Origin of the sequence: Amycolatopsis sp. NPDC049868 (assembly GCF_044461365.1) — a bacterium.
GTDB lineage: Bacteria > Actinomycetota > Actinomycetes > Mycobacteriales > Pseudonocardiaceae > Amycolatopsis.
On the sequence record NZ_JBITKV010000017.1, the window covers coordinates 163,715 to 180,022 of the forward strand.

The 16,308-nt window shown below is 68.2% G+C and carries 13 protein-coding genes and 1 pseudogene; 8 read left to right on the forward strand and 6 right to left on the reverse strand.

Features of this window, described 5'->3' with window-relative positions:
• Window positions 1-29 precede the first annotated feature (29 nt).
• From ACIBTM_RS41395 to ACIBTM_RS41415, 5 genes are all read left to right on the forward strand, one after another.
• A complete protein-coding gene (locus tag ACIBTM_RS41395; RefSeq protein WP_395882599.1) occupies window positions 30-1,187 on the forward strand; it encodes an acyl-CoA dehydrogenase family protein in 1,158 nt (385 codons plus the stop codon).
• Window positions 1,184-2,350, forward strand: a complete 1,167-nt coding sequence (locus ACIBTM_RS41400) for a CaiB/BaiF CoA transferase family protein (RefSeq protein WP_395882600.1) — start codon at window positions 1,184-1,186, stop codon at window positions 2,348-2,350. Before ACIBTM_RS41395 ends, ACIBTM_RS41400 begins: the two co-directional genes overlap by 4 nt.
• A gap of 45 nt (window positions 2,351-2,395) precedes the next feature.
• Window positions 2,396-3,235, forward strand: coding sequence for an LLM class F420-dependent oxidoreductase (locus ACIBTM_RS41405; RefSeq protein WP_395882601.1), 840 nt, complete (start codon window positions 2,396-2,398; stop codon window positions 3,233-3,235).
• 117 nt (window positions 3,236-3,352) lie between these two features.
• Window positions 3,353-4,999, forward strand: a complete 1,647-nt coding sequence (locus ACIBTM_RS41410; RefSeq protein ID WP_395882602.1) for a GMC family oxidoreductase — start codon at window positions 3,353-3,355, stop codon at window positions 4,997-4,999.
• 170 nt (window positions 5,000-5,169) lie between these two features.
• Window positions 5,170-6,744, forward strand: coding sequence for a succinic semialdehyde dehydrogenase (locus ACIBTM_RS41415; RefSeq protein WP_395882603.1), 1,575 nt, complete (start codon window positions 5,170-5,172; stop codon window positions 6,742-6,744).
• Here the strand turns inward: ACIBTM_RS41415 and ACIBTM_RS41420 are convergent.
• Together ACIBTM_RS41420 and ACIBTM_RS41425 are read right to left on the reverse strand one after the other, a co-directional pair.
• Entirely contained in the window at window positions 6,741-8,021 is a 1,281-nt protein-coding gene (locus ACIBTM_RS41420; RefSeq protein WP_395882604.1) for an MFS transporter, read from the reverse strand. The genes ACIBTM_RS41415 and ACIBTM_RS41420 overlap by 4 nt on opposite strands.
• Complete coding sequence (locus ACIBTM_RS41425) at window positions 8,018-9,679, reverse strand: amidohydrolase (protein ID WP_395882605.1); 1,662 nt, start codon at window positions 9,677-9,679, stop codon at window positions 8,018-8,020. The genes ACIBTM_RS41420 and ACIBTM_RS41425 overlap by 4 nt, the downstream gene beginning before the upstream one ends.
• Before the next feature lie 211 nt (window positions 9,680-9,890).
• On the opposite strand from ACIBTM_RS41425, the gene ACIBTM_RS41430 reads away from it, so the two are divergent.
• On the forward strand, window positions 9,891-10,829 hold the full coding sequence (locus tag ACIBTM_RS41430; protein WP_395882606.1) for an Lrp/AsnC family transcriptional regulator: 939 nt from the start codon (window positions 9,891-9,893) through the stop codon (window positions 10,827-10,829).
• Here the strand turns inward: ACIBTM_RS41430 and ACIBTM_RS41435 are convergent.
• Genes ACIBTM_RS41435 through ACIBTM_RS41445 form a run of 3 tightly spaced genes read right to left on the reverse strand, consistent with a single transcriptional unit; the run spans window position 10,768 to window position 14,292 of the window.
• Window positions 10,768-12,318: an AMP-binding protein gene (locus ACIBTM_RS41435; RefSeq protein WP_395882607.1), complete on the reverse strand. Its 1,551-nt coding sequence runs from the start codon at window positions 12,316-12,318 to the stop codon at window positions 10,768-10,770. The two genes, ACIBTM_RS41430 and ACIBTM_RS41435, sit on opposite strands and share 62 nt — an antisense overlap.
• 16 nt (window positions 12,319-12,334) lie before the next feature.
• Entirely contained in the window at window positions 12,335-13,462 is a 1,128-nt protein-coding gene (locus ACIBTM_RS41440; RefSeq protein ID WP_395882608.1) for a DUF5938 domain-containing protein, read from the reverse strand.
• A gap of 26 nt (window positions 13,463-13,488) precedes the next feature.
• Window positions 13,489-14,292, reverse strand: coding sequence for an SDR family NAD(P)-dependent oxidoreductase (locus ACIBTM_RS41445; RefSeq protein WP_395882609.1), 804 nt, complete (start codon window positions 14,290-14,292; stop codon window positions 13,489-13,491).
• A gap of 164 nt (window positions 14,293-14,456) precedes the next feature.
• Here ACIBTM_RS41445 and ACIBTM_RS41450 point away from each other — a divergent pair, with 164 nt between their 5' ends.
• Window positions 14,457-15,056 (forward strand): TetR/AcrR family transcriptional regulator, encoded by a 600-nt coding sequence (locus tag ACIBTM_RS41450; RefSeq protein WP_395882610.1) that lies wholly within the window; start codon window positions 14,457-14,459, stop codon window positions 15,054-15,056.
• Between the two features lie 45 nt (window positions 15,057-15,101).
• Here the strand turns inward: ACIBTM_RS41450 and ACIBTM_RS41455 are convergent, their stop codons facing one another.
• Window positions 15,102-15,701: a hypothetical protein gene (locus ACIBTM_RS41455; protein ID WP_395882611.1), complete on the reverse strand. Its 600-nt coding sequence runs from the start codon at window positions 15,699-15,701 to the stop codon at window positions 15,102-15,104.
• Window positions 15,702-15,943: 242 nt separating this feature from the next.
• Between ACIBTM_RS41455 and ACIBTM_RS41460 the strand changes: the two are divergent.
• Window positions 15,944-16,308 (forward strand): annotated as a pseudogene (locus tag ACIBTM_RS41460) (HNH endonuclease); the annotation flags it as partial.

Sequence of the window (16,308 nt, forward strand, 5' to 3'; positions counted from 1 at the left end):
GAACCCGGACGGTGATCGATAGTGAGGGCATGTACACCGGCAACCCCGACGTCCCCGACGACGTGTTCGCGGACGTTCTCGGCCAGATCAAGGATTTCGTGCGCACTCGGGTGATGCCCCGTGAGCTGGAGATCGTGAACACGGACGCCGTTCCGGCCGATCTGCGGGCGCAGGCGGCCGGGATGGGGCTGTTCGGGTACGCGATCCCCCAGGAGTGGGGCGGGCTCGGCCTCGACCTGGTCCAGGATGTCGAGGTCGCGATGGTGCTGGGGTACACGTCGCTGGCGTTGCGGTCGATGTTCGGCACGAACAACGGGATCGCCGGGCAGGTGCTGGTCGGCTTCGGCACCCAGGAACAACAGGCCCGGTGGTTGCCGGGGATCGCGTCAGGTGAGGTCGTCGCGTCGTTCGCGCTGACCGAGCCCGGCGCGGGGTCGAATCCGGCCGGGTTGCGGACCAGCGCGAAGCCGGACGGTGACGGCTGGGTGATCGACGGCGGCAAACAGTTCATCACCAACGCCACCGAGGCCGTACTGTTCGTGGTTTTCGCGCGTATGGACACCGGGATCGCGGTGTTCCTCGTGCCCGCCGACGCGCCGGGCATCACGGTCGGGGCGAAGGACGCGAAGATGGGGCAGGAGGGTTCCCGGACCGCGGACGTGACGTTCTCGCAGGTCCGTGTCGGGCCGGAGGCATTGGTCGGCGGGGACGGCGACGTCGGCTACAAGGCGGCGATGACGTCGTTGGCGCGCGGCCGGATCCACATGGCGGGCCTCGCCGTCGGAACGGCGCAGCGGGCGTTGGACGAGTCGGTCGCGTACGCCGCGACGGCGACCCAGGGTGGCACGCCGATCGGGGATTTCCAGTTGGTGCAGGCGATGCTGGCCGATCAGCAGACCGGTGTGCTCGCCGGTCGCGCGCTCGCCCGTGAGGCGGCGCGGGCGTATGTGACGGGGGAGGACCGGCGGATCGCGCCGTCGGCGGCGAAGCTGTTCTGCACCGAGATGGCAGGCAAGGCCGCGGATCTCGCGGTGCAAGTCCATGGCGGAAGCGGCTACCTGCGTGAGGTCGCGGTCGAACGCATCTATCGCGACGTCCGGCTGATGCGGTTGTACGAGGGCACGAGCGAGATCCAGCGGTTGATCATCGGCGGTGGGCTGGTGCGGGCCGAGAAGAAGAAGGCATGACGCGGCCGCTCGACGGGGTCACCGTCGTCGCCGTCGAACAGGCCGTGGCCGCGCCGCTGGCCACCCGCAACCTCGCGGACCTCGGCGCACGGGTGATCAAGGTCGAACGCGTCGACGGCGGGGATTTCGCCCGCGCGTACGACCACGCCGTGCACGGCAGCGGCGCGCATTTCGTCTGGCTCAACCGCGGCAAGGAATCGCTCGCCGTCGACCTCAAGACCGGCGAGGGCCGTGACGTCGTCCGGCGGCTGGTCGCGAAGGCCGACGTGTTCGTGCAGAACCTCGCGCCCGGCGCGGCGGAGCGGCTCGGTTTCGGCGATCTGCGCGCCGAGCATCCCGAGCTGGTCGTGGTGAACCTGTCCGGATTCGGCTCGGGCGGGCCGATGGAACGGCGGAAGGCCTACGACATGCTGGTCCAGGCCGAGGCCGGGCTCATCGCGATCACCGGCACCCCGGACGCGCCGGCGAAGACCGGGATCCCGACCGCCGACATCGCCTCGGGCATGTACTGCGCGCAGGCGGTGCTGGCGGCGTTGCTGCGCCGGTGGCGCACCGGCGAGGGCGCGACGATCGAGGTCTCGATGCTGGAAGCCACCGTCGAATGGATGGGATACGCGCTCAACACCCGGATGTACGCCGGAACCGAGCCCGAGCGGATGGGGCTGAGCCACAGTTCGATCGCGCCGTACGACGCCTTTCCCACCCGTGACGGCCAGATGCTCATCGGCGTCCAGAACGACACCGGCTGGCGAACGCTCGTCACCGACGTCCTCGACGCACCCGAACTCGCCGACGACCCGCGTTTCGCCACGAACGTGCGGCGGGTCGCTCACCGCGTGGAGTGCGACGCCGCTGTCGCCGCCAGGACAGCACTGTGGTCCAACAGCGAACTCGACGAACGGCTCGCCGCGGCCGGGGTACCCGCCGCCCAGCTCAAGGACGTCGGCCAGGTCGCCGAGCATCCCCAGCTGCGGGCGCGCGACCGTTGGCGCGAGGTCGGCACCGAATTCGCCCGGGTCGACGCGCTGCTGCCGCCGGTGACCTTCGACGATTTCGAGGCCTGCATGGGCGACGTCCCGGCCTTGGGAGAGCACACGCACGCGTTGCTCGTCGAGTCCGGAGTGGACGCCGACGATTACCTCCGCCGCGGTATCGCCCGCTGATTTTCCGGGAGCGACTGGAGGAACTCCAGGTTTACGATCGAAATCATGCGATTCGCCATCAAGACTTCGCCGCAGGACACCGTTTGGTCCGACATGCTCGCCGTCTGGCAGGCCGCCGACGAGATCGAACTCTTCGAATCCGGCTGGACCTTCGATCACTTCTATCCCATTTTCTCGGATTCGACCGGTCCGTGCCTGGAAGGGTGGGTGACGCTCACCGCGCTCGCGCAGGCCACGAAACGGCTCCGGCTGGGCACGCTGGTCAGCGGGATCCACTACCGTCACCCCGCGCTCCTCGCGAACATGGCCGCGACACTCGACATCGTTTCCGGCGGCCGGCTGGAGATCGGCGTCGGTGCGGGCTGGAACGAAGAAGAATCCGGCGCGTACGGCATGGAACTGGGCACCATCAAGGAACGCAGTGACCGGTTCGAGGAGGCCTGTGAGGTCCTCGTCGGCCTGCTGACCCAGGAGACCACCACCTTCCAGGGCGAGCACTACCAGCTGACCGACGCCCGCTGTGAACCGAAGGGCGTGCAAAAGCCGCATCCGCCGATCTGCATCGGCGGCAGCGGCGAGAAGCGGACCCTGCGCACGGCGGCGAAGTACGCCCAGCACTGGAACTTCGTCGGCGGCACGCCGGGGGAGTTCGCGCACAAGCGCGAGGTGCTGCACCGGCACTGCGCGGACATCGGCCGGGATCCGAAGGAGATCACCTTGTCCTCGCACGTGCGCCTCGGCGCGGACGGCGACTACGCGAAGGTCGCCGCGGAGGCCGAAGCGCTCGGTGAAGCGGGGCTCGACCTGGCGATCATCTACCTGCCGCCGCCGCACACCCCCGCCGTGCTGGAACCGCTGGCGAAGGCGCTCGAACCGCTGCGCTGAGGTCTCGGAGGCCGGCCGGGGAGCGACGGCCCGTTGCGGAACCGGCCGGTCTCGCTATACGGTGACAGAACTAGAACAGGTTACAGTTCTGCACGGTGGGCTGACCGAGGAGCGGACATGGCGAACAGGGCTGCGCGCGGCGACGAGGCCGACTACGTGGTCGTCGGATCGGGCAGCTCGGGCGCCGCGATCGCGGGCAGGCTGGCGGAAGCCGGGGCCAGCGTGATCCTGCTTGAGGCGGGCAAGACCGACGAGAAGCTGCTCGTCAAGAAGCCGGGGCTGGTCGGCCCGATGCACGCGGTGCCCCAGCTCAAGAAGCCCTTCGACTGGGGCTACTACTCAGTGCCGCAGAAACACGTTCTCGATCGCCGGATGCCGGTGCCGCGCGGCAAGGTGGTCGGCGGCTCCAGCTCCATCAACGGGATGGTCTACGTGCGCGGCAACCGCGCCAACTTCGACTCCTGGGCCGCCGAAGGGAACAAGGGCTGGGACGCCGACAGCGTCAACGCCGCGTACAAGCGGATGGAGGATTTCGAGGACGGCGAGAGCGAGTTCCGGGGCGCGGGCGGGCCGATCCGGGTCACCCGCAACAAGACCCCGCAGGAGGGCACGCTCCAGTTCCTCCAGGCGACCGCCGACGCGATCGGCTGCGACATCCTCGACGACTACAACGCGAAGTCCCAAGAGGGCGTCAGCCGGATGCAGCAGAACGCCGCCGACGGCCTGCGCTACAGCGCCTCGCGCGGCTACATCCACCACCTCGCGCCCGCCACGCTGCAGGTCCAGTCCGGAGTGCTGGCGAAGAAGGTGGTCATCGAGAACGGCCGTGCCGTCGGTGTCGAGGTCGTCGACACGAACGGGGGACAGCGCATTCTGCGCGCGGGCAAGGAGGTCATCCTCTCGGCGGGCTTCGTCGGGTCCGCGCAGCTGCTGATGCTGTCCGGGATCGGCCACGCTGAGCACCTCAAGGAACACGGCATCGACGTCGTCGCGGACCTGCCGGTCGGCGACAACCTGCACGACCACATGTTCCACGCGCTGACCTTCCGCGCGTCGTCGAGCAAGAACAGGGGCACGCCGCCGTACTTCGCGCGCGGCCTCGTCAGCGAACTGATGCGGCCCGGCACGACCTTCCTGGCGAACTCGGTCTTCGAGGCGGTCGCCTTCCTCAAGACCTCCCAAGCCGCCGAGATCCCGGACCTCCAGCTGCATCTCCTGCCGTGGGCGTACGTGACGCCGAACCAGGACGCGCCCATCCGGCACGACGTCGACAAACGGCCCGCGCTCACCGTGCTCACCACGCTGATCTACCCGAGGAGCCGCGGCACGCTGCGCCTCGCTTCGGCCGATCCCACGGCGGCGCCGCTCATCGACTTCCAGTATCTGTCCGATCCGGCCGATCTCGAGGTGCTCGGCGAGGGGTCGGAGATGGTCCGCGAGATCTTCGCGTCGGGGGCGTTCAACGGCTCGATCAAGGAGGAGCTCCACCCGGGCAAGTCACTGCGGGGACAGGAGTTGCGTGACGCGATCCTGAACCGTGCGACCTCGGTCTACCACGGCGTCGGCACCTGCCGGATGGGCGTGGACGAACTCGCGGTCGTGAGTCCTGATCTCAGGGTCCGCGGCGTCGAAGGCCTGCGGGTCTGCGACGCCTCGATCATGCCGTCGATCACCGGCGGCAACACCAACGCGCCCGCCATCATGATCGGCGAAATGGGCGCGCAGCTCGTCCTTTCGGGGACGGATGGCGGAGCTGAGGGATGACCGAGAAGGGACCAGACGCGTGAACCCGCCCGGCCGAAGGCCCCGCTATCGCGGTGGCAGGGCGCCTTGTTCACACACCGGTACGCGCATCGCCGACGAGCGCCCTGCCGACGTCGATCGCGGACGCGGGTTCACCACCAGATATTCGGACAACTGACGGAAAGAGGGCCATGACCGTCACACCGCTCGCGCTCACCCGTCCGGCGTCGGTGACCGACGCGTTCCTTCAACGGCTCGTCGCCCGCGTTCCTGGCTCGTCCGGCGCGAGCTGGAAGCTCACCGAGGTCTACACCGGCGACGTGCTCGTCGAGCTGCCCCAGTCGACCCCCGCCGACATCGAGCAGGCGTTCACCACGGCGCGTGCCGCGCAGGAGAAGTGGGCGGCCACACCGCTCAAGCAGCGGCTGGAGGTGTTCAAACGGGCGCACACGCTCTTCGTCGACAACGCGCCCGCCGTCACCGACCTCATCCAGGTCGAGAGCGGCAAGAACCGCCGGATGGCGATCGAGGAGACCTGCGATCCGGCGATGGTGATGAGCCATTACCTCACCCGGGCCGCCAAACTGCTGGCGCCGGCGAAACGCGGGGGACCGGTCCCGTTCCTGACGACGTCCACCGAGATCCGGCAGCCCAAGGGCGTGGTCGGGATCATCGCGCCGTGGAACTTCCCGTTCGCCACCGGCATTTCCGACGCCGTCCCGGCGCTGATGGCCGGGAACGCGGTGGTGCTGAAGCCCGACAACAAGACCGCGCTCTCCCCGCTCTACGGCGTCGAGCTGCTGGAGCAGGCCGGGCTGCCGAAGGGGCTGTTCCAGGTGGTGTGCGGCGAGGGCCCGGACGTCGGCCCCACGCTCATCGGCCAGGCGAACTACGTGATGTTCACCGGTTCCACCGCCACCGGCCGGGTGATCGGCGAGCAGGCGGGCCGCAACCTCATCGGCTGCTGCCTCGAACTCGGCGGCAAGAACCCGATGATCGTGCTCGAAGACGCCGATCTGGACGAGACCGTGCAGGGCGCGATCTTCGGCGCTTTCGGCAACACCGGGCAGATCTGCATGCACATCGAGCGGATGTACCTGCCAGAGTCCCGCTACGAGGAGTTCAAGAACGCCTACGTGGCCAAGACCAAGGCTCTCGACGTCCGGGCCGCCTACGACTTCGGTCCGGACATGGGCTCGCTGGTCTCCGTCGACCACATGAACCGGGTCAAGTCCCACGTCGATGACGCCGTCGCGAAGGGTGCGACCGTCCTTTGTGGAGGAAAACCGCGGCCCGACCTCGGTCCGGCGTTCTTCGAGCCGACGATCCTCGAAGGCGTCACGAAGGACATGCTCTGCGGCGTCACCGAAACCTTCGGACCCGTTGTCGCACTGCACAAGTACCGCACGGTCGACGAAGCCGTCTCGCTCGCCAACGACACCGAGTACGGGCTCAACGCCTCGGTCTGGGGCGGTGACGTCGGCGCCGCGCGTGCGGTGGCCGCGCGGATCGAGTCCGGCAACGTCAACATCAACGACATCCTGGCCACCGCGTACGCCTCGAAGGGGACGCCGTCCGGCGGAGTCAAGAACTCCGGCGTCGGCGCCCGCCACGGGGACCAGGGCCTGCTCAAGTACACCGACGTGAAGAACGTCGCGGTGCTCAAGAAGCAGGTCATGGGTCCCCGCGGCGGCCAGACCTACGAGAAGTACGTCGAGGGGATGCTGTCCGGGCTGAAACTCATGCGGCGCTTCCGCATCCGCTAAACCTCGTCGGTGTGCTGCGGCGCGGCCAGCACACAGGCGATGCTCAGGACGCACATCCCGATCAGCAGGCCGATCGCCGGCCAGACACTGCCCGTCGCCTGGAACAGCAGCGTCGACACCAACGGCGAGAGGCCGCCGAACAGCGCGCCCGCGAGCTGATAGGACAGCGAGATGCTGGTGTAGCGCGCCCGCGGGCGGAACATCTGCGACAGGATGGCGGCGATCGGGCTGTAGGTCGCCGTCATCGCCAGGCGCATCGCCACGAACGCCGCGATGATCAGCACCGCGTTCTTGGTCGACAGCACCAGGAACTGTGGGGCCGCGAGTACCGCGACGCCGGCGAGGCCGATCACGACCACCCGCACCCGGCCGAAGCGATCGCCGAGCCAGGCCGCGCCGAAGCTGACGACCAGTTCGACGAAGGCGGCGATGGTCAGCGCGTTGAGCACGAGCGATTCGGAGACGCCGACGGCCGGATCGGTCGCGTAAGCCGTCGCGAAAGTGGTGACGAGGTAGTAGCCGCCGACCGCGACGGGCAGCACGCAGATGCCCAGCAGGATCGGCTTCCAGTTGGTCCGCACCGCGTACAGGATGGGGACGCCGGTTTCTTCGGCGGTTTCCTCGAAGACCGGTGACTCCTCGACCTTCAGCCGCACGATGAGCCCGACGCCGATGAGCAGCACGGACGCGAAGAAGGGGATCCGCCAGCCCCACGTGGTGAGCCATTCCGTACCGCCGGTGCTCAGGAGACTGAACAGGCCGGTGGCCAGCAACGCGCCCGCGGGGTTACCGGCCTGGGCGAAGGCGCCGTAGAAGGTCTTCTTGTCCGGTGGCGCGTGTTCGACGGCCATCAGTACGGCGCCGCCCCATTCGCCGCCGACGGCGAGCCCCTGGACGAACCTGAGCACCACGAGCAGGATCGGCGCCCACGTGCCGATCTGGTCGTAGCCGGGCAGGCAGCCGACCAGGAAGGTCGCCGCGCCCATCATGGTCAGCGTGACCACGAGCGCGGTCTTGCGGCCGACCCGGTCGCCGACGTGCCCGAACACGATGCCGCCGAGCGGCCGCGCGAAGAACCCGACGGCGTACGTCGCGAAGGCCGCCGCGACACCGGTCAGCCGGTCGCCGGTCGCCGGGAAGAACACGGTGCCGAAGACGAGGCTCGCGGCCGTGGCGTAGATGTAGAAGTCGTACCACTCGATCGTGGTGCCGACGAAGGCCGCGAGCCCGGCCCGGCGGGCTCGGCGGAGCGACTGGGTGTCGGTTTGGACGGTCATCGGGCCACCTCGCCGTCGATCCAGGTTTCCAGCACGCCGATGCCCGCGATCCGGTCCGGCTCGCAGGTGAGGGGATTCTCGCCGAGCAGCACGAAATCGGCGCGTTTTCCGGGGGTGATCGAGCCGAGGTCGCGTTCACGGCCGAGCACCCGGGCGCCGGCGATCGTATGCGCGGCGATGGCGGAGCGTACGTCGATCAGCAGGTCGTCGCCGCCGAGCCGGTGGCCGCGGCGGGTCGTCCTGGTCACCGCGGTCTGGATGGCTTCGAGCGGATTCGGTTCCGCGACCGGGGCGTCCGAGCTCAGCGTGACCGGCACACCCGCGGCCTGGAACTCGCCGAGGGGGTTGAACCGCTCGCCGGGGGTGCCGACGGCGTCGGTGACGCCTTCGCCCCAGTTGTAGTAATGCTGAGGCTGGTTGACCGGATGGACGCCGAGCGCGGCCATCCGCTCGATCTGCTCCGGGGACGGCAGCCCGCAGTGCTCGATGCGGTGCCGGGCGTCGGGCCGGGGATTCCGCCGCTGCGCGTCCTCGATGGCGTCGAGCACCATGGCGATCGCGTCGGGGGACTGGGCGTGGGTCGCGGTCTGGAGCCCGGCTTCGTGGGCCTTGCCGATGAGCGCGGCGTAGTCCTTCGGGTCGTGGTAGAGCTGCCCGGTGCGGCACGGGTCGCCGACATAGCCGTCGGGGAAGTACGCGGTCCACCCGCCGAGCGTGCCGTCGGCGTAGAACTTGATCCCCGCGAAAGCGAGGCGAGCCGTGCCGAAAGCGCCGTGCAGTCCCATTTCCAGGGCCTGGTCGAGCAGATGGGACAGCAGGTACATGTGGACGCGGGTCTTGAGCTGCCCGGCTTCGTCCAGCCTCAGGTACATGTCGAACTCGCGGCGCGTGACCTGGGCGTCGCCGATCGCGGTCACCCCGGCGGCGAGGAACTTCTCCTGCGCCGCGGCCAGCTGCCGCGCGTGCTCCTCCGGCTCGTCTTCGAGGTGGAAGTTCGGCCCGTGCCGCCCGACCTTCACCCCGGTGACCCCGGTGAGGATGTTGCACGCGGCGTCCGAGAGCTCGCCGGTGAGTTCGCCGTGCTCGTCACGGAAGAACACCCCGCCGTCGGGATCCGGGGTGTCCCGGGTGACGCCGTTGCGCCGCAACGTGAAGCTGTTCACCACGCCGCCGTGCCCGCTGGCGTTCATGAGATAGACCTCGCGATCGACGGCGACCGCGTCGAGCTCCTCCTTGCGGGGATGGCGTTTCTCGGCGAGGTTGCGGTGCTCGTAGCCGTAACCGCGGACGGGCCTGCCCGCCGGGGTGCTTTCGGCCGCCTCGCGCAGCAAGGCGACGATGGCGGGAATGGTCGAGGCCCGCTCGGGTCCGCAGTCGACCCAGGTCATCATCTGCCCGTACATCAAGGGATGCGCGTGCGGATCGACGAACCCCGGCAGGAGCGTGCCCGGCAGCCGCCGCACCTCCGGCTCGGGACGGCCGAGACCCGCCGCGCGGGCACGGCACTCGTCCACCGAACCGACCGCGGCGATCTCCTCGCCGAACACGAGTACCGCTTCGGCGCCTTCGGTGGCGTCGTCGACGGTCACCAGCTCATCGGGATGCAGGATCGTCGCTCGCGCGTCGAGGACTGAACGATCGAGGGGCAACAGGCGCATCGGGCGGACTCCTGGGTTTACGACGGTGAAGTGGGGCGAAGGTAAGTGACGAAAACCCTGAGCGCAATCAGATCAGTTGCGTACGGACGGTGTTCACGATCGATATGCACAAGATCACGGACATAACGCTCTATCCTTGCTGCCAAAGGCCTGTTTCGGCCGGTGAAATGGTGCTCGCCGCCGTCGGAAATTCAGCAGAGGAGAAACCGTCGTGGACGACTCGCTGGTCGCGGCTTTGCGCACGGACGGCCGGATGAGCGTCGCCGATCTGGCCAAGCGCGCCGGAGCTTCGAGGTCGGCCGTGTCGGCCAGGCTTGAGCAACTGAAGGCCGACGGCTCGCTGAGCGTGGTCGCGGCGGTCCACCCCGAGTTCCTCGGCCTGACCGCGTACGCGCACCTCGCGATCCGCACGTCGGGGCGCTCGCAGGCGACGACGGAGGCCATCGCGGCGATGCCCGCCGCCGCGTTCGTCTCCGCGGTGAGCGGGGAGTACCAGACCGTCGCGGAGCTGCGCCTGCCCGACTCGCCCGAGCTCTATCGCACGGTGGCCGACATCCGCGGCCTGCCGGAGGTGGAACAGGTCAACACGCTCGTCTACGTGGACGTGGTCAAGGGCCTGTTCATGCCCGGCCGTCCGCTACCGCCCTGGTTGCGGCTCGACGACCGCGATCTCGCGATCATGCTGCGGCTGCAGGCCGACGGGCGGGAAAGCTACGCGAGCATCGCCGAGCACGTCGGACTGTCGCCCTCGGCCACGCGCACCCGCGTGCGTTTCCTGGTCGAGCACGACGTCATCCGGATCGCGCCGGTGCTCAGCCGCGCCCGGCCGGACGCCGGCCTGGTCTGCGGGATCGGCCTGAACGTGCGAGGCGCCGGGGATTCCGTGACCGCCACGCTCGCCGCGCGGGACGACACCGAGTTCCTCGCCAGGACCATCGGCCGGTTCGACGTCGTCGCCACCATCGCCGCGCAGTCCGCCCGCGCGCTCGACCGGGCGCTCGAAGAGATCAGCGGCAGGCCCGACGTCGTGACCGCGGAGACGTGGGTCCACCTCCGCATCGCCAAGGAACGCTACGAATGGCCGCTGCCTACCGCGGAGGAACTCGCGCGACGTCAGCGTCCAGCAGGGCTTTCCGGATCTCGGTCTTGAGCACCTTGCCGATCTTGGACCTGGGAAGATCCGGCCAGATCAGGATCTCCTTGGGGGTCTTGATACCGCCCAGCCGTTCCTTGACCGCGGCGCGGAGTTCTTGCGCCGCCGCCGTTTTCCCGGTATGGAGCTGGACCACGGCGGTGATCTGCTCGCCCCATTTCTCGTGCGGCAGCCCGATCACGGCGCAGTCCTGCACCGCTTCGTGCGCCATGAGCGCCTGCTCGACCTCGGCCGAATAGACGTTGAAACCGCCGGTGATGATCATGTCCTTGGCGCGGTCGACGATGTAGAGGTAGTGATCCTCGTCGAGGTAGCCGATGTCGCCCGTGTGATGCCAGCCGTGCGCGCTCGCTTCCGCCGTCGCGTCCGGATTCTTGTAGTAGCCGAGCATCACCAGCGAACCGCGGACGACGATCTCGCCGCGTTCGCCGGGCGGGAGCAGCTCGCCCGCCTCGGACATGATCGCGACCTGGGTGAGCGGAGTGGGCCTGCCCGCCGAGGTGAACCGTTCCAGGGCAAGGGATCCGTCGGGGTGGACGTGCTCGGCGGGCGCGAGGGTGGAGATCATCATGGGGGCTTCGCTCTGTCCGAACAGTTGCCCGAAGACCGGGCCGATCCGGGTGATCGCCTCGGCGAGTTTGGTGGCCGACATCGGCGCGGCGCCGTACCAAAGGCATTGCAGCGACGAAAGGTCGGCGTCGTCCAGCGCCGGATTGTCGAGCAGCAGGTAGATCAGCGTCGGTGGCAGGAAGGTGTGCGTGATCCGGCGGCTCTCCACCAGCGCGAGGAATTCACCGAGGTCCGGCGAGGGCATGACGACGATCTCGCCACCGAGGGCCAGTACCGGGAAACAGAGCACGCCCGCCGCGTGTGTCAGCGGTGCCAGCGCCAGATAGCGCGGGCGTCCGGTGAACGGGTAGCTCATCAGTGTGAGCGCCGACATCGTCTCGACGTTGGTGCCGCTGAGCATCACCGCCTTGGGGCGGCCGGTGGTGCCGCCGGTGCCCACGAGCAGGACCAGATCGTCCGGCGGTGTCTCCTCCCAGGGCTCGGCACTGCCGAGCCAGTCGGAAAACGGGACGGCGCCGGGCATCGAGCCGTCGAGACAGACCACTGTGGACAGTTTCGGCAGTTCGGGGAGCATCCGGGAGACGAGCGGTGCGAAGGACTCCTGCACCAGAAGGCAGGTGCAGTCGAACAGGTCGAGCAGTTCCCTGTTCTCGGCGGCCTCGTTGCGCGGGTTGACCGGGCACCACACGGCGCCGGCCCGGCTGATCCCGAAGACACAGCCGAACGACAGGGGATCGTTCCCGGACAGGATCGCCACCTTGTCCCCCGGCCTGACCCCGGACCGGGCCAGCGCCCGCCCCACCCGCCACGACAGCTCCCGCACTTCGGCGTAGCTGAGGGAGGTGTCGCCCATGGTGAGGCAGGGTGCCGCCGGATCGAGTGAAGCGCCCTTGTCGAGGTAGTCGGTCAGTCGCACGCGCTCGTCCTTCCGGTCAGTCGTGAACGGTCAAGACCGGCTTCGAAACCAGCCCGAAGCTTCGTAGCACGCCGAGCAGTTCGCGGTGGCCGAAAGCCTGGCACCCGGAGGCGAATCCCACGCGCTTCGGCGGCTGTTGAAGCAGAGAGTAGGCGCCGAAGGCCTGCATCAACCCGGTCTGCTTGTAGTTGCAGGTGCCGTGGATGACACAGTGCGCACGGCCCAGCGGCCCCGAGGCGTGCACCGAATCCAGCGAGGTGTTGAGCCGCTGGTTCTCCCGCGGCGGCATCTCGTCGCGCACCGCGGCGGCCTGCTCCGCCAGCACACGGAGCTTTTCGTCCAGTGGCAGGTCTTTCACCTGTTCCAGCACGGCCGCGACGATCTGCGGTACCCCCTGCATGAGCGCGCGGTCGAAGACACCGCCGACGGCCTTGACATTGGCCACCCGGGCGTCGTTCTTGAACCAGACCGGATGCGAGGTGCCGCCCCAGGGCAGGGCCAGCCCGGTTTCGTGGTGACCGGGCACGGTGACGTCCTGCAGTCCGCCGTCGGCGGGCCAGGGCAGGTACTCGTTCTGTTCGAGGTAGTACGCGGCGGACAGCGCGGCGTTGACCAGGATGGTCTTCGTCGAAGCGACCGTGGGATACCCCTTCCAGAACACCAGGATGTCCAAAGTGTCCAGTCCGGGCGTCTCCAGGCACAGGTTCGCCGCGATCTCGCCGGTGGTGTACATCTGCGCGATGCCAGGGGAGAGCAGCAGGCCTTTGTCGGCCATCCGCGCGCCGTAGCGCTCTTCGGCGGCGATCAGCCAGTCCTGTTCGCCGGTGGTGTCGAGGTAATGCGTTCCGGTCCGCAAACAGGCTTCGACGACTTCGTGGCCGTACTCGCTGAACGGGCCGACGGTGTTGCACACGACCTTGGCGTCGCGGAACAGTTCGGTGAGCGCTTCGACGTCGTGTGAGACCTCGACGACTTCGTGATCGATGGTGTCGAGGCCGGGCACGTGGTCGATCGCCTCTTGGATACGGGCCTTGTCCCGGCCGGCGGCGATGAACGGGACGTTGTACTCGCGCAGGTACTCGCAGATCAGCCGTCCGGTGTAGCCGGAGGCGCCGTAGACCACGACGGGCTTGGGGCTGCTCATGGTGATTCCTTTCGGGTTCGTGCTGGTCACATGCCCATTCCGCCGTCGACCGGGAGCCCGGCGCCGGTGATGAAGCGGGCGGCGTCGGAGGCGAGGAACACGACGGCGTCGGCCATGTCCGCGACCTCGCCGAGCCGTCCGGCCGGGGTCTGCCCGACGACCGCCCCGATGGCGTCCTCGACGCTGGGGAACAGGCCGACTTCGACGACGTCCTGCGCGAGCTGATTGCCCATCCGAGTGGGTACGAGACCGGGGTAGACGCAGTTGACGCGCACGCCGTAGCCGAGCTTCCCGGCCTCCATCGCGGCGACCCTGGTGAGCCGGTCGACGGCCGACTTCGTCGCCGAATAGCCCGCGATACCGGGGAAGGCGATGGTCGCGGCGACCGAGGCGATGTTCACGACGGCGCCGCCGGTGCCCGCGGGGCCGCCGGGCCGCATCGCGCGGAAGGCGTGCTTCACGCCGAGGGCGGTGCCGAGCACGTTGACGTCGAGCATCTTGCGCACGTCGGCGGGGTCGAGGTCGGCGACGAGCCCGGTGATCTCGACACCGGCGTTGTTCACCACGATGTCCAGCCCGCCGAGTTCGCCGATGACCGCGGCGACCGCCTGCTCCCAGCTCTGTTCGTCGGTGACGTCGAGCCGGACGAAACCCGCGGTGGCGCCCTTCTGCTTGATCTGGTCGGCGGTGGCGCGCCCGAGATCCTCCTGGACGTCGCCGATGACCACCGAGGCGCCCGCCTGCGCCAGCGCTTCGGCCATTCCGGCGCCCAGGCCCTGCGCGCCACCCGTGACCAGGGCTTTCCGGCCCGAAAGGTCGTACGAACCCATGGACTTCTCCTCCTTGAGACGGTCCGCGGTTGCGGTGTGGGTCACATCCTGAGCCAGTTTTGGACAGTCGTCAAGATTTTCTTGGACAGTCGTCAAGAATTCCGCGACGCTAGACTGTGGGACCCGCGGCAGGCGCGGGCTCCCGGACCGGACAGGAACTCGTGGTGACCGAGACGAGCGAGCGGATCGCACGCCGGAGCGTGGACAAGTTCGCCCAGCGACGGGCGGAACTGGCCGAGTCCGCGCTGCAGGCGCTGTCCGAGCTGGGATACGCGAGGACGAGCCTCCGGGAGATCGCGCAGAAGTCGAACTTCTCGCACGGGGTCCTGCACTACTACTTCACCGACAAGGTGGAACTGCTGACCTACGCGGTCCGCAAGTTCGAGGAAGTGTGCGTGACCCGCTACGACGAGGCCGTGGCCGTGGCGCGTACGGCCGAGGATCTGGAGCGGGGCTTCGGTGCCGCGATGGCGGAAACGCTGCGAGCCGACGCCGTGATGCACCGGCTGTGGTACGACCTGCGGAACCAGAGCCTGTTCGAGGCCGCGTTCCGCGCGGACGTGCTCGAGATCGACGCTCAGCGGCAGGCGATGATCTGGCGGGTCGTGGAGCGCTATGCCGAACTCGCCGACGCTTCGCCGGTCGTGACGCAGCAGGTCGCTTACGCGGCTTTCGACGGCCTGTTTCAGCAGGCGCTGCTGCACCATCTCGCCGATGGTCTCGCCGAGGACGCCGGGTCGTTGCTCAGACGGCTGGTCTCGTAGGTCCGTTCGCTGGACTCCTGAGTGGAGTCCAGCGAACGGTTTCTTCTAGTCGGTGGCGTTGATCGCCGCGCCGTCGTAGAGGAGAGCTCCGGCGCTGTCGTAGACCCGGACCTTGACCTTCGTCATTTCCGTTCGTGAGTCGGCCAGCAGCCGCTCGAATTCCGCGCGGCCTTCCGCGGAGTCGGCTTCATGGGCTTCCAGTCTTTCCCGCGCGTGGCGCAGGCTGACCATGTCCACCGCGATTTCGGCGGCGAAGGTGCCGTCCACGATGTCGGCTTCGGCCACTGTGCCGTCGGTCGCTCGCAGCTCCAGCCTGGCTGCTCCGGGAGCGAGGCGTCCCATCAGGCAGGCGGGCCGGCCGTTGTAGGCGGCCATCCATCGCCAGACCGAGTATGGGCGATGGTCTTGCTTTTGGTCTTGGGGTTGCAGGTTCAGCCACGTTCCGCTGCCGTTTTCGAGATTGCAGATCCCGGTGGATCCGTCGTCGTTGTAGGCGAGCAGTGCGCCGAGTTCGGCTGTGGCGCCGATTCTGGCGCCGGGATGCCAGCCTCGGGTGGGTGGCAGTTGGTCTGTTCTTCCTTGTGCTGTTTTCTCTTCGATGGTCTTGGTGAGGGCTGATTCGAGCTGTGCCGCGGGTGAAGTCACTGCGTGCTGTTCTCCTTCTTGTCGGATCGAGTTCGGTTCACTCTCGCTTCGGTTCGTGGTCGGCGCATCGGGGAGATTCCCTGAGTTCCGGTGATCGGGGAATGATTGGAGTCGCGCTTGACCGGTACCGGCTCCGGTTGGGCCGGCGGCCTGCAAGATCACCCTTCAGTGTTATTCATGAGTTTTGATTATTACTTAAAAGTACGAACACGTGTTCGACAGATATGCGGTATTATGGAGAGGTGTCCGAGACCTTCCTTCCCGAGTTGCCGCAGGAGCTGTGGCGCGCCGGCAAGCTGGAGCTTGCCCATGGCGTGCAGCAGTCCTTGCAGGTGATTCGGATGGCGACCGCTTGTTTGGGGCGGTTTCTGGCGGAGATCGAGTCTCGTGGCGTCAAAGACTTGTACGGGCATGGCAGTACGGCGAGCTGGTTTGCGGAGATGGCGGGGTTGTCGCGGGGTGAGGCGGGTCCGTTGGTGAAGCGGGCGATCGCCCTGAATCCCACCCGCGCTTTGGATGGCACGGAGGTTCCACCTGTTGCTCCCGCGACCGCGGCGGTCGCGGCGCAGGGGTTGGTCGGGGACGAACGGATCGATCAGATCCTGGA

Excerpts from the sequence above, each read along its gene's own strand:
- ACIBTM_RS41395 (WP_395882599.1), top strand. The coding sequence starts at position 30 with ATGTACACCGGCAACCCCGACGTCCCCGACGACGTGTTCGCGGACGTT.
- ACIBTM_RS41400 (WP_395882600.1), top strand. The coding sequence starts at position 1,184 with ATGACGCGGCCGCTCGACGGGGTCACCGTCGTCGCCGTCGAACAGGCC.
- ACIBTM_RS41405 (WP_395882601.1), top strand. The coding sequence starts at position 2,396 with ATGCGATTCGCCATCAAGACTTCGCCGCAGGACACCGTTTGGTCCGAC.
- ACIBTM_RS41410 (WP_395882602.1), top strand. The coding sequence starts at position 3,353 with ATGGCGAACAGGGCTGCGCGCGGCGACGAGGCCGACTACGTGGTCGTC.
- ACIBTM_RS41415 (WP_395882603.1), top strand. The coding sequence starts at position 5,170 with ATGACCGTCACACCGCTCGCGCTCACCCGTCCGGCGTCGGTGACCGAC.
- ACIBTM_RS41420 (WP_395882604.1), bottom strand. The coding sequence starts at position 8,021 with ATGACCGTCCAAACCGACACCCAGTCGCTCCGCCGAGCCCGCCGGGCC.
- ACIBTM_RS41425 (WP_395882605.1), bottom strand. The coding sequence starts at position 9,679 with ATGCGCCTGTTGCCCCTCGATCGTTCAGTCCTCGACGCGCGAGCGACG.
- ACIBTM_RS41440 (WP_395882608.1), bottom strand. The coding sequence starts at position 13,462 with ATGAGCAGCCCCAAGCCCGTCGTGGTCTACGGCGCCTCCGGCTACACC.
- ACIBTM_RS41445 (WP_395882609.1), bottom strand. The coding sequence starts at position 14,292 with ATGGGTTCGTACGACCTTTCGGGCCGGAAAGCCCTGGTCACGGGTGGC.